The sequence below is a fragment of the Allobosea sp. genome (assembly GCF_035944895.1).
GTDB lineage: Bacteria > Pseudomonadota > Alphaproteobacteria > Rhizobiales > Beijerinckiaceae > Allobosea.
Map to the genome: position 1 here is coordinate 704,459 of NZ_DASZAT010000005.1, position 21,526 is coordinate 725,984.

The window sequence follows — 21,526 nt, forward strand, 5'->3', positions numbered from 1 at the left end:
GAGGCGTCTCAGGGCTCCTCGCCGTCCACCGCCCAGGCTTTCAGGATGGTGTTGGCGATCGCCATGTGCGGCGGGCAGAACAGATTGTCGGGGTGCTTGCCCTCCAGCATCTGCAGCGCTTCCTCGCGGCTGAACCAACGGCCGGCTTCGAGCTCGGTGCCATCCAGCACGATGTCGTCGTTCAGCGCCTCGGCGATGCAGCCGATCATCAGCGATCCTGGGAAGGGCCAGGGCTGCGAGGCGATGTAACGCACCGTGCCGGTGCGCAGGCCGGCCTCCTCCCAGGTCTCGCGGCGGACGGCGTCCTCGAAGGTCTCGCCTGGCTCGACGAAGCCGGCGATGCAGGAATACATGCCGGGCGCAAAGCGCGCCTGGCGCGCCATGAGGCACTTGTCGCCGCGCACCGCCAGCATGATCACGACCGGATCGGTGCGCGGGAAATGCTGGGCGCCGCAGGCCTCGCATTGCCGCTTCCAGCCAGCCGAGCCGAGCTTGGTCGGCGCGCCGCACTGGGCGCAGCAGCGATGGCGGGCATGCCAGTCTAGCAGGGCCTTGGCTTCGCCGAGCGGGCCGAGTTCATCCTTCGGCACCAACCGCTTCAGCGCGACGCTGCGCAGGTCAGTGACGACAAGCACCGCCTGCTCGCGCAGGCCGTCGAGCAGTTCGCGGTCGATCAGCCGGCCGAAGCGCGGCGCGCCATCGGGACCAAGCCCGAGAAAGACCTCTTCCTGTGCCGATCCGAGGCCATCGGCGCCACTCTCGTCGAACCAGACGGTCTGGGTCTCGGCGCCGGTCCGCAACAGGATCGGCGTCTCGCCGGCGACGACGGTGAAGCGCGCATCACTGCGGGCCCGCAATTCAGCGACCTCGTCCGGCCGGTCGCGCAGATCGGCGCGTCGGTCGAGCGAGCTGGTGGCGAAGCCGGTCTGGGCTGAGCGTTCGGTGCGGCGGGAGGCGTCGTTCATGCCTCCCGTCCTACTCCGCTTTCGCTCCGACCGGAACGGGGTCGAACGCAGAATTATACGTATGCGAACGTTCGCCGGCGGCGGGATGCTGGCTCAGCTGTTTCCGCGTCCGCGCAGCAGGTGGATGATGCCGGAGAAGTCGGTGCCGCCTTCGCCCCAGGCATTGTGCAGCCCGTAGACCTGCGCCGCAGCCGAGCCGAGCGGGGTCGAGGCGCCGGCCGCCTGCGCTGCCTCCTGCGCCAGCTTCAGGTCCTTCAGCATCAGCGCCGAGGCGAAGCCGGGCTTGTAGTCGTTGTTGGCCGGCGAGGTCGGTACCGGGCCCGGCACCGGGCAATAGGTCGTCAGCGACCAGCACTGGCCGGACGAGGTCGAGGCGACGTCGAAGAGGGCCTGGTGCGACAGGCCGAGCTTCTCGGCCAGCACGAAGGCCTCGGAGACGCCGATCATCGAGATGCCGAGGATCATGTTGTTGCAGATCTTCGCCGCCTGGCCGTTGCCGGCGTCGCCGCAATGCACGACCTTCTTGCCCATCGCCGACAGCACGGGCTCGCCGCGCTTGAAGGCATCGGCGCTGCCGCCGACCATGAAGGTCAGGGTCGCGCCCTGGGCGCCGCCGACGCCGCCGGAGACCGGCGCATCGAGCGAAAGGCAACCGCGCTCGGCCGCGAGCGCATGCGCCTTGCGGGCGCTCTCGACGTCGATGGTCGAGGAATCGATCAGGAGGGTGCCCGGCTTCACGGCGGAGAGGATGTCGGTCCAGACCCCCAGCACATGCTTGCCCGCCGGCAGCATGGTGACGACGATCTCGGCATCCGCGACCGCCTCCTTGGCCGAACCGGCGATGCCGACGCCGAGCGCGGCGGCGGCGTCCTTGGAGGCCTGCGACAGGTCGAAGGCGGAGACCTTGTGCCCGGCCTTGGCCAGGTTGCCGGCCATCGGCCCGCCCATATTGCCGAGCCCGATGAAGGCGATGGTGCTCATGGTCGTGTCCTTCCCGCTTTCTGCTTCTCGTCGTCATCCCGGCCGCAGCGAAGCGGAGAGCCGGGATCCATGCCTGAACCGTTCCGGCATGGATCCCGGGTCGGCCTGCGGCCGCCCGGGATGACCCGTGTTTGCTAGTTCCCCTTGGCCCGCCCGACGAGCGAGCGCGCCACGATCATCCGCATCACCTCGTTGGTGCCCTCCAGGATCTGGTGGACCCTGAGGTCACGGACGATCTTCTCGATGCCGTAATCGGCGAGATAGCCATAGCCGCCATGAATCTGCAGCGCCTGGTTGGCGACCTCGAAGCCGGTGTCGGTCGCGACCCGCTTGGCCATGGCGCAGAGCTTGCTCGCATCCGGCGTCTTCTCGTCGAGCGCTGCCGCAGCACGCCAGAGGAAGGTGCGGGCGGCCTCGAGCTCGATCGCCATGTCGGCGAGCTTGAACTGCAGCGCCTGGAAGTCGGCGATGCGGCTGCCGAAGGCCTTGCGCTCCTGCGCATAGCTGAGGGCCTTGTCGAGCGCCCCCTGCGCGCCGCCGATCGAGCAGGCGCCGATATTGAGCCGGCCACCATCGAGGCCGGCCATGGCGATCTTGAAGCCGATGCCTTCCGGGCCGATCCGGTTGGCCACCGGCACGCGGCAGTTCTCGAAGATCACGGCGCGTGTCGGCTGGGCATTCCAGCCCATCTTCTTCTCGTTTGCGCCGAAGGAGAGGCCGGGCGTACCCTTCTCGACGACGATGGTCGAGATGCCGGACGGGCCGGCCTCGCCGGTGCGGACCATCACGACATAGACGTCGGAAACGCCGGCGCCGGAGATGAACTGCTTCTGGCCATCGAGGACGTAATGGTCGCCGTCGAGCACGGCCTTGGTCTTAAGGGCGGCGGCGTCGGAGCCGGCGCCGGGCTCGGTCAGGCAATAGCTCGCCAGATGCTCCATGCTGCAGAGCTTCGGCAGAAACTTATGGCGCTGCTCGTCCGACCCGTAGCGGTCGATCATCCAGGCGCACATGTTGTGGATCGAGATATAGGCGGCGACCGTCGGGCAGCCCGTCGAGAGCGCTTCGAAGATCACCGCCGCGTCGAGGCGCGACAGGCCGGAACCGCCGACATCGTCGCGGATATAGATGCCGCCCATGCCGAGCGCCGCCGCCTGGCGCATTTCCTCGATCGGGAAATGCTTCTCCTCGTCCCAGCGCACGGCGTGGGGCGCCAGGGTCTCGGCTGCGAAACCCTGGGCCATGTCGCGGATCGCGATCTGGTCTTCGGTGAGGGAGAACACGATCCGATCCCCTTCGCCGTTGGCTCAGTTCATCGTCGGGATGACGAAGCTGGCGCCGTCCTTGATGCCCGAGGGCCAGCGCGCCGTGACCGTCTTGGTCTTGGTGTAGAAGCGGATCGAGTCCGGGCCGTGCTGGTTGAGATCGCCGAAGGCCGAGCGCTTCCAGCCGCCGAAGGTGTAGTAGGCCAGCGGCACCGGGATCGGCACGTTGATGCCGACCATGCCGACCTGGACCTTCGAGGCGAAGTCGCGGGCGGCGTCGCCATCGCGGGTGTAGATCGCGGTGCCGTTGCCGTATTCGTGGTCGTTGGTCAGCTTCAGCGCCTCGTCATAGCTCTCGGTGCGCAGCACGGAGAGGACGGGTCCGAAGATCTCCTCCTTGTAGATACGCATGTCCTTGGTGACGTTGTCGAACAGGCAGCCGCCGACATAGAAGCCGTTCTCGTAGCCCTGCATCTTGAAGTCGCGGCCGTCGACGACGAGCTTGGCGCCTTCGCCGATGCCGATATCGACATAGGACTTGATCTTCTCCATCGCCGCCTTGGTCACGACCGGGCCGTAATCGGCCGAGGTGTCGGTCGAGGGGCCGATCTTCAGGCTCTCGACGCGAGGAATGAGCCGCTTCACCAGCTCGTCGGCGGTGGCCTTGCCGACGGGGACCGCGACCGAGATCGCCATGCAGCGCTCGCCGGCCGAGCCGTAGCCGGCGCCGATCAGCGCGTCGACCGCCTGGTCCATGTCGGCGTCGGGCATGATGATCATGTGGTTCTTGGCGCCGCCGAAGCACTGCACGCGCTTACCATTGGCGCAACCGCGGGCGTAGATGTACTCGGCGATCGGGGTCGAGCCGACGAAGCCGACGGCCTTGATGTCGTGGTCGTCGAGGATGGCGTCGACCGCTTCCTTGTCGCCGTTGACGACGTTGAGGATGCCGGGAGGGCCACCGGCTTCCACGAAGAGCTCGGCCAGGCGCATCGGCACGCCGGGATCGCGCTCGGACGGCTTCAGGATGAAGGCGTTGCCGCAGGCGATGGCGGGGCCGAGCTTCCAGAGCGGGATCATCGCCGGGAAGTTGAACGGGGTGATGCCGGCGACGACGCCGAGCGGCTGGCGCAGCGAATAGATGTCGATGCCGGGGCCGGCGCCGTCGGTGAACTCGCCCTTCATCAGATTGGGCACGCCGAGCGAGAACTCGACGACCTCGACGCCGCGCTGGATGTCGCCCTTGGCGTCGGGGATGGTCTTGCCGTGCTCGCGGGCGAGCAGCTCGGCGAGCTCGTCATTGTTCTGCGCGATCAGGTCGAGGAACTTCATCAGCACGCGGGCGCGGCGCTGCGGGTTGACCGCCGCCCATTTCGGCTGGGCCTCGGCAGCGTTCTCGACCGCGGCGCGCATCTCGGCGGCGGAAGCGAGAGCAACCTTGCCGATCACCGAGCCGTCCATCGGCTGGTAGACATCGGCCGTGCGGCCCGAGGTGCCCGCGACGTGCTTGCCGCCGATGAAGTGCCCGATCTGACGCATGGCGTCCTCCTCCCAAAGTCTGTGAGCGCTGATTGGCGCTACCCCTATCATTATCGTTTGCGCACGGCTATAGGCGGATATCAGCCGGCGTCGTGCAAAAACACAGATACGGGAGGAGCGACATGGAACGGTTCGACTGGGACGACCTGCGCTTCTTCCTTGCCGTTGCCCGTTCGGGCCGGCTCACTGCGGCGGCGCGCCGGCTTGGCGCCGACCATGCCACCGTCTCGCGCCGCATCACCTCGCTGGAGGAATCGCTCAAGGCCAAGCTGTTCGAGCGGCGCCCGCAGGGCTACGCGCTGACCGGCCATGGCGAGCAGCTCCTGGCCAAGGCCGAAAGCATGGAGACCGAGGCGCTGGCGATCCAGAGCGAGATCGGCGGCGCCGACATGGCGCTCTCCGGCACGGTCCGGATCGGCGCGCCCGATGGTTTCGGCTCGACCTTCCTCGCTTCCCGTTTCGCCGGTCTCACCAAGGCCTATCCCGGGCTGGAACTGCAGCTCATCGCGATGCCGCGCCTGCTCTCATTGTCGAAGCGCGAGGCGGACGTCGCGATCACGCTGGCCCCGCCCAAGGAAGGCAAGGTCGTCGCCCGCAAGCTCTGCGACTACCGGCTCGGCCTTTACGCCTCGCAGGACTATCTCGACGCCATGCCGAAGATCACGGCGGCCGAGGACCTCTTCGGCCATCGCATCGTCGGCTATATCGACGACCTCATCTTCACGCCGGAGCTCGATTATCTCGACGAGGTCGCCAAGGGCCTGCGCGCCCATATCCAGAGCTCCAGCGTGCTGGCGCAGATGAATGCCGTCGCGGCGGGCGCCGGCATCGGCGTGATCCATCATTTCATGGCGGTCGACGAGCCCAGGCTGGTGCCGGTGCTGCCCGAGAGCGTCTCGATCACCCGCTCCTTCTGGCTGCTCGTCCATGCCGATCTCAAGGATGTCGCCCGGGTGCGGGCGGTCGTCGACTTCATCGTGCGCGAGTCGAAGGCCAGCCGCGCCTTGTTGATGGGCGAATTGGCGGCAGCCGGCGGCGCGCGCCTCGCCGCCGCAAGCTGAAGCAGCAGGCTTACTCCGCGAGGCGCACGCAGTTGCGTCCCTCGCGCTTGGCCGCATAGAGCGCGCGATCCGCGGCGATCAGCTGCTGGTCGAAATGGCTGGCGTCATCGATCTCGGCGACGCCGATCGAGGCTGTCAGGGTGACCTGCTGGTCGCCGACCGTCAGCGTCTCATGCGAGACGTCGAGCCTGATGTGATCGCTGAGCCGCATCGCCGCCTTGGCGTCGAGGCCAGGGAACAGGATGGCGAATTCCTCGCCGCCGATGCGGGCGAGCAGATGGCCGCTGCCCTCCACCGACTGGGCGAGGCAGCGCGCCACGCTGGCGAGCGCCTGGTCGCCGAAATCATGGCCGTGAGAATCGTTCAGCTGCTTGAAGTCGTCGATGTCGAGGATGGCGACAGTGCTCTTGCGCTTCTTCGCCTGCGCCTCCTCGATCAACCTGCCGGCATTGGCGAAGAAATGGCGGCGATTGAACAGCCCGGTCAACGCATCGCGCGAGGCGAGGCTATGGAGCTGCTCGAGCTGTTCGAGCGTCTCGACATTGCTCGCGATCCGGCATTGCAGCTCCTCCGGGATGAAGGGCATCGAGATGAAGTCGTTGGCGCCGGCCTTGAGGAAGCCGACCGAGACCATGCGGTCGCTCGACGAAGAGACGCCGATCAGGCGTAAGCGGTCGGAGGCGAACTCGCGGCGGATGCGCCGCGTCAGCTCGTAGCCATCCATGTCGGGCATGTAGTAGTCGCTGACGACCAGCTTTATGTCGGGATTGTCCTTGAGAAGGGCCAGCGCCTCGTCCCCGGAGGCGACCTCGATCACCTCGTATTGCTGGACCTTCAGCATATGGGCGAGCAGCTTGCGCGTCGCGGCGGTGTCATCGACGACGAGGATGCGGGTCTGCCGGTTGGCGAGCGCGCGCTTGGCAGTGGTGACCAGGGTCTCGAGCGTGAAGGCACTGTCCTTGGGGACATAGTCGATGACGTCGCGCTCCATGATCCGGTTGCGCGTCTCGAGGTCGAAGCTGGCGGTGTGGACGATGGTCGGGATGCCGCGCTGCACGGTGAAGTCGATCGCTTCGCCGCGCGGCGCGTCCGGCAGGTTCAGGTCGACCACCGCCATCGTGTAGGCGGCGCGATCCTCGGTGACGACCTCGTGCAATTCGTTGAGCGACTGACAGACGACGATCGGCAGACGCAGCTCGGTCTCGAGGCGGCGCGACAACGCCAGCGCATAAGTCCTGGAATCCTCGACGACGAGGATCTTGAGCTCCTCCGTGATGGGTTCGCTTTGGCGGCGGCCGGCGGTGCGGTAGGCCATTGAGCTCACAGGTCCTCGGTCGGCGCCGTGAAGGGGCACGGCAGGTTTCGAGCTCTGCTTGGTGGAAAGGCGAACTCCATGCGGCAGACCTTCCTGCCGTAACGTTAAATTGGGCTTAACTATGTCGGCTCGGATCGCCAGGATAAGGTGTTCTTATCGGCGAGGGGGCAGCCGCTCAGATCCGCCAGGGCAGGATGTTGGCTGGCAGCTTGCGGCCGAGCGCGTCGAGCCCGAGCATCACCGCAAGGATCACCGCGCAGGCGCTGATCGCGACCGCCGCGGCTTCGCCTGCGAGCCCGGCCTCCTTCAGGCTGAACAGCACGACGCCGAGCGTCTCGGTGCCGGAGGACCAGAGCAGGGCCGAGACGGTGAGCTCGTTGAAGGCGACGAGGAAGACCATCAGCCCGCTGACGGCTGCGGCCGGCGCCAGGATCGGGGCGACGATGAAGCGCAGCATCTGCCAGAGCGTGACGCCGTCCAGCTTGGCCGCTTCCTCATGATGCGCCTCGATCTGCGCCATCGCCGCAACAGGGGCCTTCAGCGCCAGCGGCAGGAAGCGGGCCATATAGGCGAAGAGGATGATGAAGGGCGTGGCGTAGATGCTGACGCCGATCAGTGGCAGCGGCTTCAGGAACATCAGGATGCAGGCGATGGCGAGCACGACGCCGGGCAGGGCGTAGGGCAATTCGATCACCATGTCCACGACGCGCCTGAGCTTGCCCATGCGCCGCTCCAGCCCATAGGCGAAGGCGATGGAGAGCAGGGACAGCAGCACCGCCGCAGTCCCGGCGAACAGGAAGGAATTGCGGAAGGCGCGCACCGTCACATCCTGCCGCAGCAGTACCTCGGCGAACTTGTCGAAGGTGAGGTTCTGCCAGGTGAGCGCGACGCCGAGCGCCGGCGTCAGCGCCTCGCCGAGCAACGCCAGCAGCGGCAGGCCGAGCTTGACCGCGATCAGCAGCCAGAGCCCGGCGGCGACGACGGGACGCATGGCTCCAAGCTGCCAGAAGGGCTGCAGCGGCCGTTCGATCTCGACCTTGCCGCCGGCGCGCCGGGTTGCGAGCAGGCCGGCGGCGATGCCGAGGCCGGCGACGAGCACGACCAGCAGCGAGAGAGCGGCTGCGTCCGGCAGCCCGGCCGGGCCGAAGCTAGACAGTCGACGATAGATCAGCGTCGGAAGGGTGAGATAGTTCACCGGCAGGCCGAGCAAGGCCGGGATGCCGAAATTGCCGATACCGGCGACGAAGGCGAGCAGCGCCGCGGCGATGATCTGCGGCCGCAGCACCGGCAGGAGGATGCGCCCGACGATCGTGGCGGGCGCCGCCCCTTCCATCTGCGCGGCCTCGACCAGCGAATGCGGCACGCTGCGCAGGCCGGTCCAGAGCGTGATCGCGACCAGCGGCGCATGATGCAGCGCCATCACCAGGATGATGCCGCCGCGTCCGAGCAGCGGATTGGGCGTGCCGGGCGCCGGCGCCAGCCCGAGTATGTCGAGGAGCGCCGAGTTCGGCGCGAACAGGCTGAGGAAGGCGAGCGCCGCCACCTGCGGCGCGACCATCATCGAGAAGACCAGCGCGAAGGCGAGCGGGCGCTTGCCGCGGACATCGGTGACGGCGAGCAGGATTGCCGCCGTGCCGCCGATCAGCAGCGCGCCGAGCGCTGAAAGCCCGGCTGTCTCGAAGGTGTGCAAGGTCGCGTTGACCGCGGCGCGGCTGGTGACCTCCGCCAGTGCCGCTTCGGGTGCGAACTGCCAGCCCGGTGCGAAGGCGGCGGCGACCAGGCGCAGGAAGGGCAGGGCGCCGAACAGGGTCGCGCAGAGCAGCACCAGCGCCGGCAGGCCGAGGCCGGCCGGCAAGGTGAAGCCGGGCAGAACCGGGCGGATGCCGGTCTGCCTTAGCTCAGCGGGGGCTGCGAGCGTCATCGTGTCGGCGCCTGGGGCTGGATTTTCGTCCGGGCTCAGCCTTCGAAGATCGCGCTGAAGCGCTTGCGCGCGGCCGGCTCGTCAGCCAGCGCCTTGGCGGCGTCGAACGGCATCAGCTTGATCGCGCCGCGCGCCGGATAACCGGCCGGCAGGGCGACATCCGGGTGGGCCGAGACATAGCCCTGCTTCAGCGCGAGTTCCTGGCCGTCCTTCGAGATCAGGAAATCGACCAGGGCCTTGGCGGCCTCGGGATTCTTGCTGCTTTTCAGGATCGCGACCGGCTCGCTCACCGCCGAGACGCCTTCCTTCGGGAAGACGAATTCGACCGGCGCGCCCTTGGCCTTCTCGCGGATCGGCATGAAGTCGACGATCATGCCGTAGAGCTTCTCGCCGGTGGCGACCTGGCGCAGGATGTCGCCATTGGCTCCGGCGGCGAGCGTGCCGTTCTCCTTCAGCTTCTCGTAGAAGCTCCAGCCGCCGGGCAGGTTGCCGGTCAGCGTGATCGTGTGGATCATCGCGGCGCCCGAATTCAGCGGGCTCGGCATGGCGAGCTGGCCCTTCGCCTCGGGCTTGGCGAGGTCGAGCCAGCTCTCCGGCTTCAGCGCCGCCTTGGTGTTGTAGACGATGCCGGTGGTGATCAGCTTGGTCGCGAACCACATCTTCGCGGGATCGTGCACGCCGGCGGGGAAGGCCGAGACGTCGGCCTTGTCATGGGCAAGCAGGCGGCCTTCCTTCTTCAGGCCCTCCATGGTCACGGCATCGGCGATCAGCAGCACGTCGGCCTGCGGCGCGCCGGCCTCGATCTCGGCCCGGAGCTTGGCCATCACGCGCGGCGTGCCGTCGCGCACGAAGCTGATCTCGACCTTGGGATACTTCGCCTTGAAGGCGTCGATCGTCTGCTGGGCGTCGGTGTTGGGCTGGCTGGTATAGAGCACCAGCTTGCCTTCGACCGCGCCGGCAGCATTGATGGCCGGCAGGGCCAGGCCGAGCGCGAGGACGGCGGTGGCAGCAAGGGCGCGCATATGAAACTCCGCAGGTCTGCCGCGCGGCGAGAGCGCGCGAACGTCGGGACATGGATCGTGTGGCGCGGGGTAAGCTGCACTCATGACACATCCGTGACACTGTCCTCTTTGACGCGAGCGGGCGGCGCCGTCAAAGCCGATTCACATGGGTTCGGCGGAAGGGATGGGCGGAACACCCGGTCGAACGTCGCATGAAAATCGTGCAACCCAGCCGCTTGTGAGTTGCATGGCTCATCGACTAGTGTTTATGAGGAGCGGGCAAAAAAGCTCAATTTAAACGTTTTAAATGGGAGGTTACCATGAAATCCGTGCGCTCTCTGGCTGCCGGCGCAGCCTTGGCCGCCATCGCTGCCGGCTGGTCTGGAGCAGCGCTCGCCCAGGAGACGGTGACGGTCTGGTTCACCAAGGGCTTCTACAAGGGCGAGGACGATGCGCTACTCGCCGTCGTAGACAAGTTCCAGAAGGCGACCGGCGTCAAGGTCGAGCTCTCCCTTTATGCGACCGAGGATTGCGTCACCAAGTCGGTGGGCGCCGTCCAGGCCGGCACGCCGCCGGATGTCGGCTTCTGCACCACCTATGACTTCCGCACCACCGGACAGTGGGCCTTCGAGGGCAAGCTCGAGGACGTCACCGACGTGCTGGAGCCGCTGAAGGCCGAGATCCAGCCGCAGGCTTTGTCGACCACGCTCCTGATGAACGGCAAGACCGGCAAGAAGGCCTATTACGCTTTCCCGGTCGAACAGCAGATGATGCACATCACCTACTGGAAGGACATGCTGGAGGAGGCCGGCTTCAAGGAAAGCGACATCCCGAAGACCTGGAACGGTTACTGGGACTTCTGGTGCGACAAGGTCCAGGGCTCGCTGCGCGCCAAGGGCAAGCGCGTCTACGCCATCGGTCATCCGCTCGGCGTCGCCGCTTCCGACACCTTCTACTCCTTCCTGACCTTCGCCAATGCCTATGACGCGAAGGTCGTCGACGAGACCGGCAAGATCGTGCTCGACGAGCCGAAGAACCGCGCCGCCATGATCGAGGCGGTGAAGTCCTACGCCAACATCATGCAGCGCGGCTGCACGCCGCCCTCGTCGGTCAATTGGCTCGACCCGGACAACAATGTCGCCTTCCACAACCGCACGACCGTCGCGACGCACAACGCGACGATCTCGATCGCGGGCAAGCATATGGACGACATGAACAACCCGGCGCTGACGCAGGAACAGCGCGACACCGCCAAGAAGAACTATTACGACAACATCCGCACCGCCGAGTTCCCGAAGAAGCCCGATGGCAGCGCCATGACCAACCTCGCGGCGGTCAAGACCGCGGTCGTCTTCGCCGACGGCAAGAACAAGAAGCGCGGCAAGGAATTCATGGCCTTCCTGATGAAGGACGAGAACCTGCGTCCCTTCGTCGAGGGCTCGGCCGGGCGCTGGGTTTCGACGACGCTCGCCGGCATCGAGGCGCCGTTCTGGTCCGACGGCAAGGACCCGCATCGGGCGGTGGTCTACAAGCAGTACAAGGACGGGACGGTGCCGTTCCAGTTCGTCTACAACTACAAGTTCACCACGGTGAATGCCGAGAACGTCTGGGCCAAGGCCGTGAACCGCGTCCTGGTCGACAAGGTCTCGCCCGAGCAGGCGACCGACGAGATGATCGCCCGTATCAAGCAGATCGCCGGCTGACGCCCGGATAAGACCAACCGACAAATACGGCATCCCGCAGCGAGAGTTCGCCGCGGGATGCTGCCCCGTCTGCGGCGGCGGGGCGCGTATCGAGGGAAAACCCAAATGAGCACGGCAACGATGGCACCCCACACGGCCATTTCAGGCGACGCAACCTCCGGACAGGCGCGCGACCGCGTGTTCTGGGGCGTGCTCATGCTCGCCCCCTATCTTCTCGTCTTCGCTGTGATGGTGGTCTACCCGGTCGCCTATGGCCTCTGGCTCGGCCTTAACTGGCAGTCCTACAAGGCGCTCTTCGCCGATCCGATCTTCATCCGCACGCTGGTCAATACCGTCGTCTTCCTGTTCATCGCGGTGAACCTGAAGTTCATCATCGCGATGTTCCTCTCAGGCTTCTTCGTCCAGCAGCGCGCCTGGGTGCGTTTCATGCTGGTGCTGTTCATCCTGCCCTGGGCGGTGCCCTCGATCCCGACCATCCTGTCCTTCCGGGTGATGCTCAACCCCGAGAACGGCATGATCAACCAGCAGCTCTTCCACTGGTTCGGCATCGTCGAGGGGCCGGGCTGGCTGACCGACCCGACGCTCGCCTTCGCCTCCTCGATCATGGTCCATATCTGGAAGTCGCTGCCGTTCTGGACGCTGATCCTCGTTACTGGCCGGCTCGCCATCGCGCAGGACCTTTACGAGGCGGCCAGCGTCGACGGCGCCAATAAATGGCAACAGTTCCGCTTCATCACCTGGCCCTCGCTGGCGACGCTCTACGTCACCTCGACGCTGCTTTCGATGATCTGGACGCTGGGCGACTTCAATAGCGTCTACCTGCTCACCGGCGGCGGTCCGGGCGATCTCAACCACGTGCTGGCGACGCTCGGCATCCGCTACATGCGCAATAACAATCTCGATCTCGGCATCGCCTCGATCATCTGCGCGATGCCGCTGATCCTGCCCATGGTCTGGTTCATGGTGAAGCGTCTCTCGAAGGGAGCCGAATGATGAAAAAGGTTCTCGACGAGGGCAAACTGATCCTGATCGCCATTCCCGTGCTGATCTGGACGCTGCTGCCGATCTACCATCTCTTCGTGCTGTCGATCTCGACGCAGGAATCGATGCTCGCCGGCAAGCTCTGGCCGGAGAAGCCGACGCTGCAGAATTTCCAGATCGTCTTCAACCAGCAGCACTACTACCTGACGAATTTCTGGCTGCAGCTGTTCAACAGCTTCCTGATCGCGATTACGACCGGGTTGCTCACCCTGTTCATCGCGACCTGCGCCGCCTTCGCCATCTCGCGGCTGAAGGCGCCGGGCGGGCACTCGATCATGAACTTCGCCCTGGCGACCTATCTGATCCCGGCCGCCTTCCTCGCTATTCCCATGTACAAGGCGATGGGCACGTTCGGGCTGCTCAACACCCGCGTCGCGCTGATCCTCGCCATGGTCGCGCTGGCTTCACCCTACGCGATCTGGGTGCTGAAGCAGGCCTCGGACAAGCTGCCGAAGGAGCTCGACGAAGCCGCGATCATGGACGGTGCCAACTCGCTGCAGCTCTTCAGGCTGGTTTATCTGCCGCTGATGAAGCCTTCCATGGTGGTGATCGGCATCTATGCGCTGCTGCTCGCCTGGAACGAGTATCTCTACGCCTTCCTGCTGCTCTCAAGCGAAAGGGCGGTGCCGCTCGCCGTCGGCCTCGGGCTCTTCCTCTCGGCCGATGATGCGCCCTGGAACCTCCTGATGACGGCCGGCCTGATCTACGCCATCCCACCGGCGGTGATCTATTACGGCTTCCGCAAGAACATGGTCACCGGCTTGACCGCGGGGGCGGTGAAGAGCTGACGACGGCATCGATGGAGCGACCCGGCCGGAGCTGATGCAGAGCCGGGTTGCTTTGCTTTCGCTCGCAATGACGGTCGGCAGGTCTCATATTGGTGGCAGGACCGATCGAACCCTTACGGATGACGTGATGACCGCCTCAAAGCTCGACCAGCTCCGCGCCATGACCACCGTCGTCGCCGACACCGGCGACATCGAGGCCGTGCGCCGTCTCAAGCCTGTCGACTGCACCACCAATCCGACCCTGCTGCTGAAAGCGGTGGAGACGCCGGCCTATGCCGCCCTCGTCGAGGAGGCGATCGCCTGGGGCAAGCGTCAGGGTGGCGCCGGCGCGGTCGAGGCAGTCTGCGACCGGCTCGCCGTCACCTTCGGCACGGAATTGACCAAGATCGTGCCCGGCCGGGTCTCGACCGAGGTTGATGCCGATCTCTCTTTCGACACCGAGGCGACCCTCGCCAAGGCGCGCGCCATCATAGCCGCCTACAAGGAACGGGGCGTCGGGCGCGAGCGCATCCTGATCAAGATCGCCTCGACCTGGGAAGGCATCCAGGCTGCCCGCGTCCTGCAGGCCGAGGGCATCGACTGCAACCTGACCCTGCTCTTCGCTTTGCCGCAGGCCGTCGCTGCGGCCGATGCGAAGGCCTTCCTGATCTCGCCTTTCGTCGGCCGCATCCTCGACTGGCACGTCAAGGCCGGCGGTGGCCCCTACACCGCCGAGACCGATCCCGGCGTCGTCTCGGTGAAGAGCATCTACGCCTACTACAAGGCGTTCGGGATCAAGACCGTGGTCATGGGCGCCTCCTTCCGCAACACTGGCGAGATCGAAGCGCTGGCCGGCTGCGATCGTTTGACCATCGGCCCCGGCCTGCTCGATGAACTGGCGGCAGCGACGGGTGATCTGCCCCGCAAATTGTCGCCGGCCGCTTCGCCGCAAGTCGCGTCTACGGGCGGCGCAAAGAAGATCACGCTCGACGAGAAAGCCTTCCGCTTCGCCATGAACGAGGACGCGATGGCGACGGAGAAGCTCGCCGAGGGCATTCGCGGCTTCGTCAAGGACCTGCGCAGCCTGCGCAAGCTCGTCGCCGCCAAGCTCGACGAGGCCAAGGCGGCGTGAGGACTGCGGCTTCGGCGAAGGTCGCCGTCGTCACCGGCGGCGCCAAGGGCATCGGCCGCGCCGTCTGCGAGCGATTGGCCGCCGATGGCTTATTCCCGGTGGTCTGGGACCTTGCGGCAGGTGAGGGTGGTCACGCCTTCGTCGCCTGCGATGTCACCGACGAGGCACAGGTCGCTGCCGCGTTCAGTCGGACGGAGCGCGAGCACGGGCCGATCGCGGTCCTCGTCAACAATGCAGGGCTGACCGGCCCCTCGACCACGATCGCGCAGACACCATTGGCACAATGGCAGAAGGTCCAGGCGGTCAACCTGACCGGCACCTTCCTCTGCTCGCGCACCGTGGCCGCCGCGATGGTGCCGCGCGGCTATGGCCGCATCGTCAACATCGCCTCGCTCGCCGGCAAGGAGGGCACGCCGACGCTCTCGGCCTACAGCGCCGCCAAGGCCGGCGTGATCGCGCTGACCAAGGCGCATGGCAAGGAGCTCGCCGCCACCGGCGTACTGGTCAACGCGGTGGCACCGGCCGCGATCGAGACCGAATTGCTGCAGCAGATGAGCGCCGAGACGGTCGCGACCATGATCGGCAAGAGCCCGCTCAGGCGGCTTGGCACGGTCGATGAGCTGGCGGAGCTGATCGCCTGGCTTGCCAGCGAGAAATGCAGCTTCTCGACCGGCGCGGTCTTCGATCTCTCGGGCGGCCGCGCGACCTATTGAATCTGTGCGCTGACCTCTGGCTTCGTCTGCATCACAGGGACCACTGGTGCGGTGGTGGATGGCGTGAACAAGGCCCGGCCGCGCGCTGCTGCGGCTTCCAGCGTCTGCTGCTGGACCTTCGGCAGGCGCTTGGTGTCCTCAAGGGCGGTGAACGCGCTGCTCGCATGTTCCGAGGATTTCTGCCCGTCGAAGACGACGATACCGCTGCGGGTGACCACAATGTCGCCCTTCCGTAGCGTGGGATCGCGCAGATACCAGTAGGCATCGCTGGCCGGATCGAGCTTGGCCGCGGGTTCCGTCGGTTTTGTATTCACCGGGCGCGGTTTGCTGGGCTTCGGCCTGATCGCTGGTCCGTCCGGAATGCTGACTGTGGCCGGCGGGGTCGGATTGCCGAAGATCGCCCGGGTGAGGTCGTCGAGGAAGCCGGCAGCTTGTGCCTGCGGCGTCATGGCGAAGCCGATGCTGCCGGCAATGCCGAGTGTCAGGATCATCCGTCGTGTCATGGCCGAACCTCCTGTTCGTGCATCGCCCGTTTGCGTCGCGCTTGTTCGTGTCAGCGCCGCAATCGACCGGAGCAGCCGCCTGCTCCTCTCAAACGAGGCACGGGCGGGAAAGTTCGATCTCTCCGTTGCATCACCATTGCGCCGGGTCGCAGGCCGGCAATTGCGGCCGCCGCGTACACGATTGCGCGCGTGCTCTGGCGAGGGGGGCGGTGCGGGTCTAGACATCCGTTCTCATCCAAGCAGGCCGGGCCCGGTGTCATGACGATCCGTTCGTTTCTCGTGCCGCTTCTCTTGCTCTCCACCGCCCTCGCGCCTGCGGTGTCCGCCGAACCGTCGGGCGCGCTGCGGCAGGGCTCAGGTGAGGTCTCCTTCACCGCCAGGCGCTTCGGCGTACCGACGGCCTCGGGCATCTTCGACCATGTCGAGGGCGCGGTCGCCCTCGATTTCGAGCATCCCGAGCGCAGTCGCATCAAAGTGACGATCGAGACGGTCTCACTCCACACCGGCACCGCTCTGGTCGACGGATTCATCAAGGGCGAGAGCATGCTCGATGTCGGCCACTATCCGACGGCGAGCTTCGTCTCCGAGCAGGTCAGCCGGATAGACGGTCGCAGCCTCGTGATCCATGGCCGGCTGACGATCCGCGGTGCCACGCAACCTGTGGATGTCAGCGCGGTCGCCGAGCGCGACCCGATGGGGTTGCGCCCCGGCGAGCGAATTCCTTTCCGCGCGACCACGGCCTTCTCGCGCAACGCCTTCGCCATCGGGCGCGATGTCAACGTCGTCGACGATCAGGTCGACCTGGCGATCCGCGGCGAGATTCTGCGCTGAACGGCGCTTGTCGCGGCAGGTGAGGACGCGGGACTTTGGCGATGCGCCCGAGACGCTGGCATCCCCTGATCATCGTGCTGCACTGGCTGACGCTGGCGCTGATCCTCGTGCAGTTCGGGCTCGCCCAAGTGATGCGCGACGAGACGCGCGACCTGATCAGCCGCTTCCAGCTCTACCAATGGCACAAATCCATCGGGCTCACCGTCGCGGCGCTCGTCTTCCTGCGCCTTGCGTTGCGGCTAGCCTTGCCGGAGCCTCAGTCGCTCGCCCTCCCGGTCTGGCAAGCATTCGCCGCGGCAAGCGTCCGGGCAGGGCTCTATCTCTGCCTGCTGGCGCTACCGGTGAGCGGCCTGCTGATGGTCTCGGCCGCGCCGATCCAGATTCCGACGCTGCTCTTCGGCTGGATCGCCGTGCCGCACCCGATCGGCCCGGACAAGGCGATCTACGAGGCGATGCTTGCCCTGCATGAGGCGCTTTTCACCACGCTGGCCGCACTCACTGCGATCCACGCCGGCGCCGCCTTGTTCCATCAGCTCGTGCTGAAGGACGGGCTGATGCGCCGGGTCTGGTTCGGCCGCGATCAGCCCTTGCCCTGAGCCTCCAGCGCCTCGGCGCGGATGGTCGAGAGCGACTTCGCGGGAGTGATCGCCTCGGGATCGAGCAGGCAATGGATGATCGCCGGCTTGCCGCTGGCGACGGCGCGCTCGAAGGCCGGTGCGAATTCCTCGGTGGTCTCGACCCGCTCGCCATGGCCGCCGAAGGCCTTGGCATAGGCGGCGAAGTCAGGGTTCTTCAGCGTCGTCGCCGAGACACGGCCGGGATAGTGCTTCTCCTGGTGCATGCGGATCGTGCCGTACATGCCGTTGTCGACGACGATGACGATGACAGGCAAGTCGTATTGCACCGCCGTCGCGAAATCCTGGCCGTTCATCAGGAAGCAGCCGTCGCCGGCAAAGGCGATCACCGTCCGGTCGGGGAACAACCGCTTGGCGCCGATCGCGGCCGGCACGCCATAGCCCATCGAGCCCGAGGTCGGCGCGAGCTGGGTCGCGAATTTGGTGAAGCGGTGGAAGCGGTGCACCCAGGTCGCGTAATTGCCCGCGCCGTTGCACATGATGGCGTCGGCCGGGATGTTGCGGCGCAGCCAGGTCACCATCTCGCCGGGATGGAACTTGCCCGGCACCGGCGCCGGCTGCTCGCTCCAGGCGAGATAGGCGTCATGCGCCTCGGCGGCCGCGCCGGCCCACGGGATCACCTGCGGCGGATGCACGGTCTCGAGCGCCGCGCAGAAGGCGGTCGGCGAGGCGTTGATCGCCAGCTCCGGCCGGTAGACGCGGCCGAGCTCTTCCGCATCGGGATGGACATGCACCAGCGGCCGGCCCGGATTGGGAATGCCGAACAGCGTGTAGGACTGGCTCGGCATCTCCGAGAGGCGCCCACCGACCAGCAGCACGAGGTCGCTGTCCTGGATGCGCTTCAGGAGCTTCGGATTGGGGCCGATGCCGAGATCGCCGGCAAAGTTCGGATGATCGGCCGGGAAGACCATCTGCCGGCGGAACGAGACCGCGACCGGCAGGTCGAAGCGTTCGGCGAAGCGCTGGAAGCGCGCGATCGCCTGCGGGTCCCAGCGCGAGCCGCCGAGGATGGCGATCGGCGCCTTCGCCGCCCAGAGCCGCTTCTGCAGGTCGATCGTTTGCGAGAGCGAGGGGTGCGTCTCGGTGACCTGATAGGGCGCTGCGTCCGGCACGTCGGCGAGGTCGGTCAGCACGTCCTCGGGCAGCGCGATCACCACCGGGCCGGGCCGGCCGGCGGTCGCGACATGGAAGGCGCGGCTGATGATCTCGGGGATGCGGGCGGCATCGTCGATCTCGGTCGCCCATTTCGTCATCGTGCCGAAGACGGCGCGGTAGTCGAGCTCCTGGAAGGCCTCGCGCTCGCGCATGCCGCGCTCGATCTGGCCGACGAACAGGATCATCGGGGTCGAATCTTGGTCGGCGATATGGATGCCCGGCGAGGCATTGGTCGCGCCGGGGCCGCGCGTCACGAAGCAGATGCCGGGCTTGCCGGTGAGCTTGCCGGCGGCCTCCGCCATCATCGCCGCGCCGCCCTCGGCCCGGCAGATGGTGACCTTCATCTCAGCATCATGCAGCGCGTCGAGCACGGCGAGATAGCTTTCGCCCGGCACGCAGAAGGCGTCGGTCGCGCCGTGGATCAGGAGTTGGTCGACGAGGATCTGCCCGCCAGTGCGCTCAGCCATGTTGCGGCCCTCCCCAGGCCGGGTCGTTCAGGATCTCGTCGGCGTGTTCGCCAAGGCGCGGGCTCGGTCGGCTGGCGACCTGCCTGACGCCGTCGAGCACGATCGGCGAGGCCACGGTCGGGGTCGAGCCGGCCTTGGCTGCCGGGTTGTCGAGGTCGACACGCATGCCGCGGGCCTTGACCTGCGGGTCGGCGAAGACCTCTTCGATCGTGTTGATCGGGCCGGCCGGCACGCCGACAGCTTCCAGTTTCGTCAGCAGATCGAGCTTGGCAAAGCGGCTGGTCAGCGCGTTAAGGCGCGCCGTCAGGGCGACGCGGTTGGCGACGCGCGAGCGGTTGTCGATGTAGTCGGGTTCGCTGGCGAAGCCGGCATCCCGGACCGCCTCGCAGAGCTTGCGCCACTGCCCGTCATTGCCGGTCGCGATGATGATGTGCCCGTCCGCCACCGGGAAGACGTCATAGGGCACGATGTTGGGATGGGCATTGCCGAGACGCTGCGGCGCCTTGCCGGAGGTGAGGTAGTTCATCGCCTGATTGCCGAGCACGGCGACCTGCGCATCGAGCAGCGCCATGTCGAGGACGGCGCCTTCGCCGGTCGCGTCGCGCCGGCGCAGCGCCGCGAGGATGCCGGTGGTGGCGTATAGGCCGGTATAGATGTCGGCGACGGCATAGCCCGCCTTCATCGGCGCGCCCTGGGGCTCGCCGGTGACCGACATCGGCCCGCCCATGCCCTGGACCAGGAAGTCGTAGCCGGCGCGCGGCGCATAGGGGCCGTCCTGGCCGAAGCCGGTGACCGAGCAGTAGATCAGGCGCGGATAGGCCTTGCGCATCGAGGCCGCGTCGAGCCCGTATTTGACGAGCCCGCCGACCTTGAAGTTCTCGATCACCACATCGGCATGGGCGGCGAGGCGATGCACCAGCGCCTGGCCTTCCTCGGTGCGGAAATCGGCCGTGATCGAGCGTTTGCCGCGATTGGCCGAATGGAAATAGGCGGCCGAGAGATGTTCCTCGCCCGTCCCCTCGACGAAGGGCGGGCCCCATTTACGGGTGTCGTCGCCCTCGGGCGCCTCGACCTTGACGACATCGGCGCCGAGATCGGCGAGAAGCTGGCCGATCCAGGGGCCGGCAAGGATGCGCGCCAGTTCGAGGACACGCAAGCCGGCGAGGGGAGGGGCTGAAGTCATATTGGAATCCACGCCGTCGTCCCGGCCGCAGCGAAGCGGAGAGCCGGGACCCATGCCGGAACGGTTCAGGCATGGGTCCCGGGTCGAGCTGCGCTCGCCCGGGACGACCCGAGAGGGAGGATCAGAAGAACGCCTGCAGGCCGGTGACGGCTCGGCCGAGGATCAGCGCGTGGACGTCGTGCGTGCCCTCATAGGTGTTGACCGTCTCGAGGTTCGCCGCATGGCGCATGACATGGTACTCGATCGAGATGCCGTTGCCGCCGTGCATGTCGCGGGCCGCACGAGCGATGTCGAGCGCCTTGCCGCAATTGTTGCGCTTCACGAGGCTGATCATCTCCGGCGCCATCTTGCCTTCGTCGAGCAAGCGGCCGACCCGGAGCGAGCCCTGCAGGCCGAGCGTGATCTCGGTCACCATGTCGGCGAGCTTCTTCTGGAAGAGCTGCGTCTGGGCGAGCGGCTTGTTGAACTGCTTGCGGTCGAGCCCGTATTGGCGGGCGCGGTGGAAGCAGTCCTCGGCGGCGCCCATCGCGCCCCAGGAAATGCCGTAGCGGGCGCGGTTGAGGCAGCCGAACGGACCCTTCAGGCCCGAGACGTTCGGCAGCAGGTTCTCTTCCGGCACGATCACGCCGTCCATGACGACTTCGCCGGTGATCGAGGCGCGCAGCGAGAGCTTGCCGCCGACCTTCGGTGCGGAGAGGCCCTTCATGCCCTTTTCGAGGATGAAGCCGCGGATCTGGTTGTCATGCGCGGCCGATTTCGCCCAGATGACGAAGACGTCGGCGATCGGCGAGTTCGAGATCCACATCTTGGAGCCGGTCAGCTTGTAGCCGTCGGCGACCTTCTCGGCGCGGGTCTTCATCCCGGCCGGGTCGGAGCCGGCGTCGGGCTCGGTCAGGCCGAAGCAGCCGACCCATTCGCCCGAGCCGAGCTTGGGCAGGTACTTCTTGCGCTGGTTCTCGTCGCCATAGGCGTAGATCGGGTACATCACCAGCGAGGACTGCACCGACATCATCGAGCGATAGCCGGAGTCGACGCGCTCGACCTCGCGGGCGACGAGCCCGTAGGAGACGTAGTTGGCGCCGGCGCAGCCATATTCTTCCGGGACCGTGACGCCGAGCAGGCCGAGCTCGCCCATCTCGTTGAAGATGCCGCGCTCGGTCTTCTCCTCGAGATAGGCCTCGGCGACGCGCGGCTGCAGCTTCTCCTGCGCGTATTGGCGGGCCGTGTCGCGGATCAGCCGCTCATCTTCGCTGAGCTGCTCGTCGATCAGGAAGGGGTCTTCCCAGTTGAACTCCGCCAGCTTGTGGCTATGGGCGGTCTTGCGCGCGGCCTCGGCCATGATGCTCTC

At 66.6% G+C, this 21,526-nt stretch carries 18 protein-coding genes and 1 pseudogene; 8 read left to right on the forward strand and 11 right to left on the reverse strand.

Annotation, left to right across the window (positions count from 1 at the left end; all coding sequences use genetic code 11):
- Positions 1–8 precede the first annotated feature (8 nt).
- The 4 genes and pseudogenes from nudC to VGV58_RS05675 form a co-directional block, all read right to left on the reverse strand.
- The gene (gene nudC / locus VGV58_RS05660; protein ID WP_326872995.1) at positions 9–965 is read right to left on the reverse strand and encodes an NAD(+) diphosphatase; all 957 of its coding nucleotides are present in this window, start codon (positions 963–965) and stop codon (positions 9–11) included.
- Between the two features lie 93 nt (positions 966–1,058).
- A pseudogene (gene mmsB / locus VGV58_RS05665) lies at positions 1,059–1,961 on the reverse strand (3-hydroxyisobutyrate dehydrogenase); the annotation flags it as partial.
- A gap of 119 nt (positions 1,962–2,080) precedes the next feature.
- A complete protein-coding gene (locus tag VGV58_RS05670; protein ID WP_326873571.1) occupies positions 2,081–3,232 on the reverse strand; it encodes an isobutyryl-CoA dehydrogenase in 1,152 nt (383 codons plus the stop codon).
- Positions 3,233–3,253: 21 nt separating this feature from the next.
- Positions 3,254–4,750, reverse strand: a complete 1,497-nt coding sequence (locus VGV58_RS05675) for a CoA-acylating methylmalonate-semialdehyde dehydrogenase (RefSeq protein ID WP_326872996.1) — start codon at positions 4,748–4,750, stop codon at positions 3,254–3,256.
- A gap of 122 nt (positions 4,751–4,872) precedes the next feature.
- Here VGV58_RS05675 and VGV58_RS05680 point away from each other — a divergent pair, with 122 nt between their 5' ends.
- Positions 4,873–5,811, forward strand: coding sequence for a LysR family transcriptional regulator (locus tag VGV58_RS05680; protein WP_326872997.1), 939 nt, complete (start codon positions 4,873–4,875; stop codon positions 5,809–5,811).
- A 10-nt stretch (positions 5,812–5,821) separates the two neighbouring features.
- Here the strand turns inward: VGV58_RS05680 and VGV58_RS05685 are convergent, their stop codons facing one another.
- The 3 genes from VGV58_RS05685 to VGV58_RS05695 all read right to left on the reverse strand — a co-directional run bounded on the left by VGV58_RS05685 (position 5,822) and on the right by VGV58_RS05695 (position 10,069).
- Positions 5,822–7,126: a diguanylate cyclase gene (locus tag VGV58_RS05685; protein WP_326872998.1), complete on the reverse strand. Its 1,305-nt coding sequence runs from the start codon at positions 7,124–7,126 to the stop codon at positions 5,822–5,824.
- A 175-nt stretch (positions 7,127–7,301) separates the two neighbouring features.
- Positions 7,302–9,047: an ABC transporter permease gene (locus VGV58_RS05690; RefSeq protein WP_326872999.1), complete on the reverse strand. Its 1,746-nt coding sequence runs from the start codon at positions 9,045–9,047 to the stop codon at positions 7,302–7,304.
- A 35-nt stretch (positions 9,048–9,082) separates the two neighbouring features.
- Positions 9,083–10,069: an ABC transporter substrate-binding protein gene (locus VGV58_RS05695; protein ID WP_326873000.1), complete on the reverse strand. Its 987-nt coding sequence runs from the start codon at positions 10,067–10,069 to the stop codon at positions 9,083–9,085.
- Positions 10,070–10,377: 308 nt separating this feature from the next.
- On the opposite strand from VGV58_RS05695, the gene VGV58_RS05700 reads away from it, so the two are divergent.
- From VGV58_RS05700 to VGV58_RS05720, 5 genes are all read left to right on the forward strand, one after another.
- The gene (locus VGV58_RS05700) at positions 10,378–11,751 is read left to right on the forward strand and encodes an ABC transporter substrate-binding protein (protein ID WP_414643911.1); all 1,374 of its coding nucleotides are present in this window, start codon (positions 10,378–10,380) and stop codon (positions 11,749–11,751) included.
- Positions 11,752–11,871: 120 nt separating this feature from the next.
- A complete protein-coding gene (locus VGV58_RS05705; protein ID WP_414643873.1) occupies positions 11,872–12,744 on the forward strand; it encodes a carbohydrate ABC transporter permease in 873 nt (290 codons plus the stop codon).
- A complete protein-coding gene (locus VGV58_RS05710) occupies positions 12,744–13,580 on the forward strand; it encodes a carbohydrate ABC transporter permease (protein ID WP_326873002.1) in 837 nt (278 codons plus the stop codon). Before VGV58_RS05705 ends, VGV58_RS05710 begins: the two co-directional genes overlap by 1 nt.
- 127 nt (positions 13,581–13,707) lie before the next feature.
- Complete coding sequence (tal, locus tag VGV58_RS05715; RefSeq protein ID WP_326873003.1) at positions 13,708–14,691, forward strand: transaldolase; 984 nt, start codon at positions 13,708–13,710, stop codon at positions 14,689–14,691.
- Positions 14,688–15,404: an SDR family NAD(P)-dependent oxidoreductase gene (locus VGV58_RS05720; protein WP_326873004.1), complete on the forward strand. Its 717-nt coding sequence runs from the start codon at positions 14,688–14,690 to the stop codon at positions 15,402–15,404. The genes tal and VGV58_RS05720 overlap by 4 nt, the downstream gene beginning before the upstream one ends.
- On the opposite strand, the gene VGV58_RS05725 is transcribed toward VGV58_RS05720, so the two are convergent.
- Entirely contained in the window at positions 15,398–15,895 is a 498-nt protein-coding gene (locus tag VGV58_RS05725; protein ID WP_326873005.1) for a hypothetical protein, read from the reverse strand. The genes VGV58_RS05720 and VGV58_RS05725 overlap by 7 nt on opposite strands.
- Positions 15,896–16,165: 270 nt before the next feature.
- On the opposite strand from VGV58_RS05725, the gene VGV58_RS05730 reads away from it, so the two are divergent.
- Together VGV58_RS05730 and VGV58_RS05735 are read left to right on the forward strand one after the other, a co-directional pair.
- Entirely contained in the window at positions 16,166–16,738 is a 573-nt protein-coding gene (locus VGV58_RS05730) for a YceI family protein (protein ID WP_326873006.1), read from the forward strand.
- 41 nt (positions 16,739–16,779) lie between these two features.
- On the forward strand, positions 16,780–17,334 hold the full coding sequence (locus VGV58_RS05735; RefSeq protein ID WP_326873007.1) for a cytochrome b: 555 nt from the start codon (positions 16,780–16,782) through the stop codon (positions 17,332–17,334).
- Here the strand turns inward: VGV58_RS05735 and VGV58_RS05740 are convergent.
- From VGV58_RS05740 to VGV58_RS05750, 3 genes are all read right to left on the reverse strand, one after another.
- Positions 17,319–18,995, reverse strand: coding sequence for a thiamine pyrophosphate-binding protein (locus tag VGV58_RS05740; protein WP_326873008.1), 1,677 nt, complete (start codon positions 18,993–18,995; stop codon positions 17,319–17,321). The genes VGV58_RS05735 and VGV58_RS05740 overlap by 16 nt on opposite strands.
- Complete coding sequence (locus tag VGV58_RS05745) at positions 18,988–20,178, reverse strand: CaiB/BaiF CoA transferase family protein (protein ID WP_326873009.1); 1,191 nt, start codon at positions 20,176–20,178, stop codon at positions 18,988–18,990. The genes VGV58_RS05740 and VGV58_RS05745 overlap by 8 nt, the downstream gene beginning before the upstream one ends.
- 121 nt (positions 20,179–20,299) lie before the next feature.
- Entirely contained in the window at positions 20,300–21,517 is a 1,218-nt protein-coding gene (locus VGV58_RS05750; protein ID WP_326873010.1) for an acyl-CoA dehydrogenase, read from the reverse strand.
- Positions 21,518–21,526: the final 9 nt, after the last annotated feature.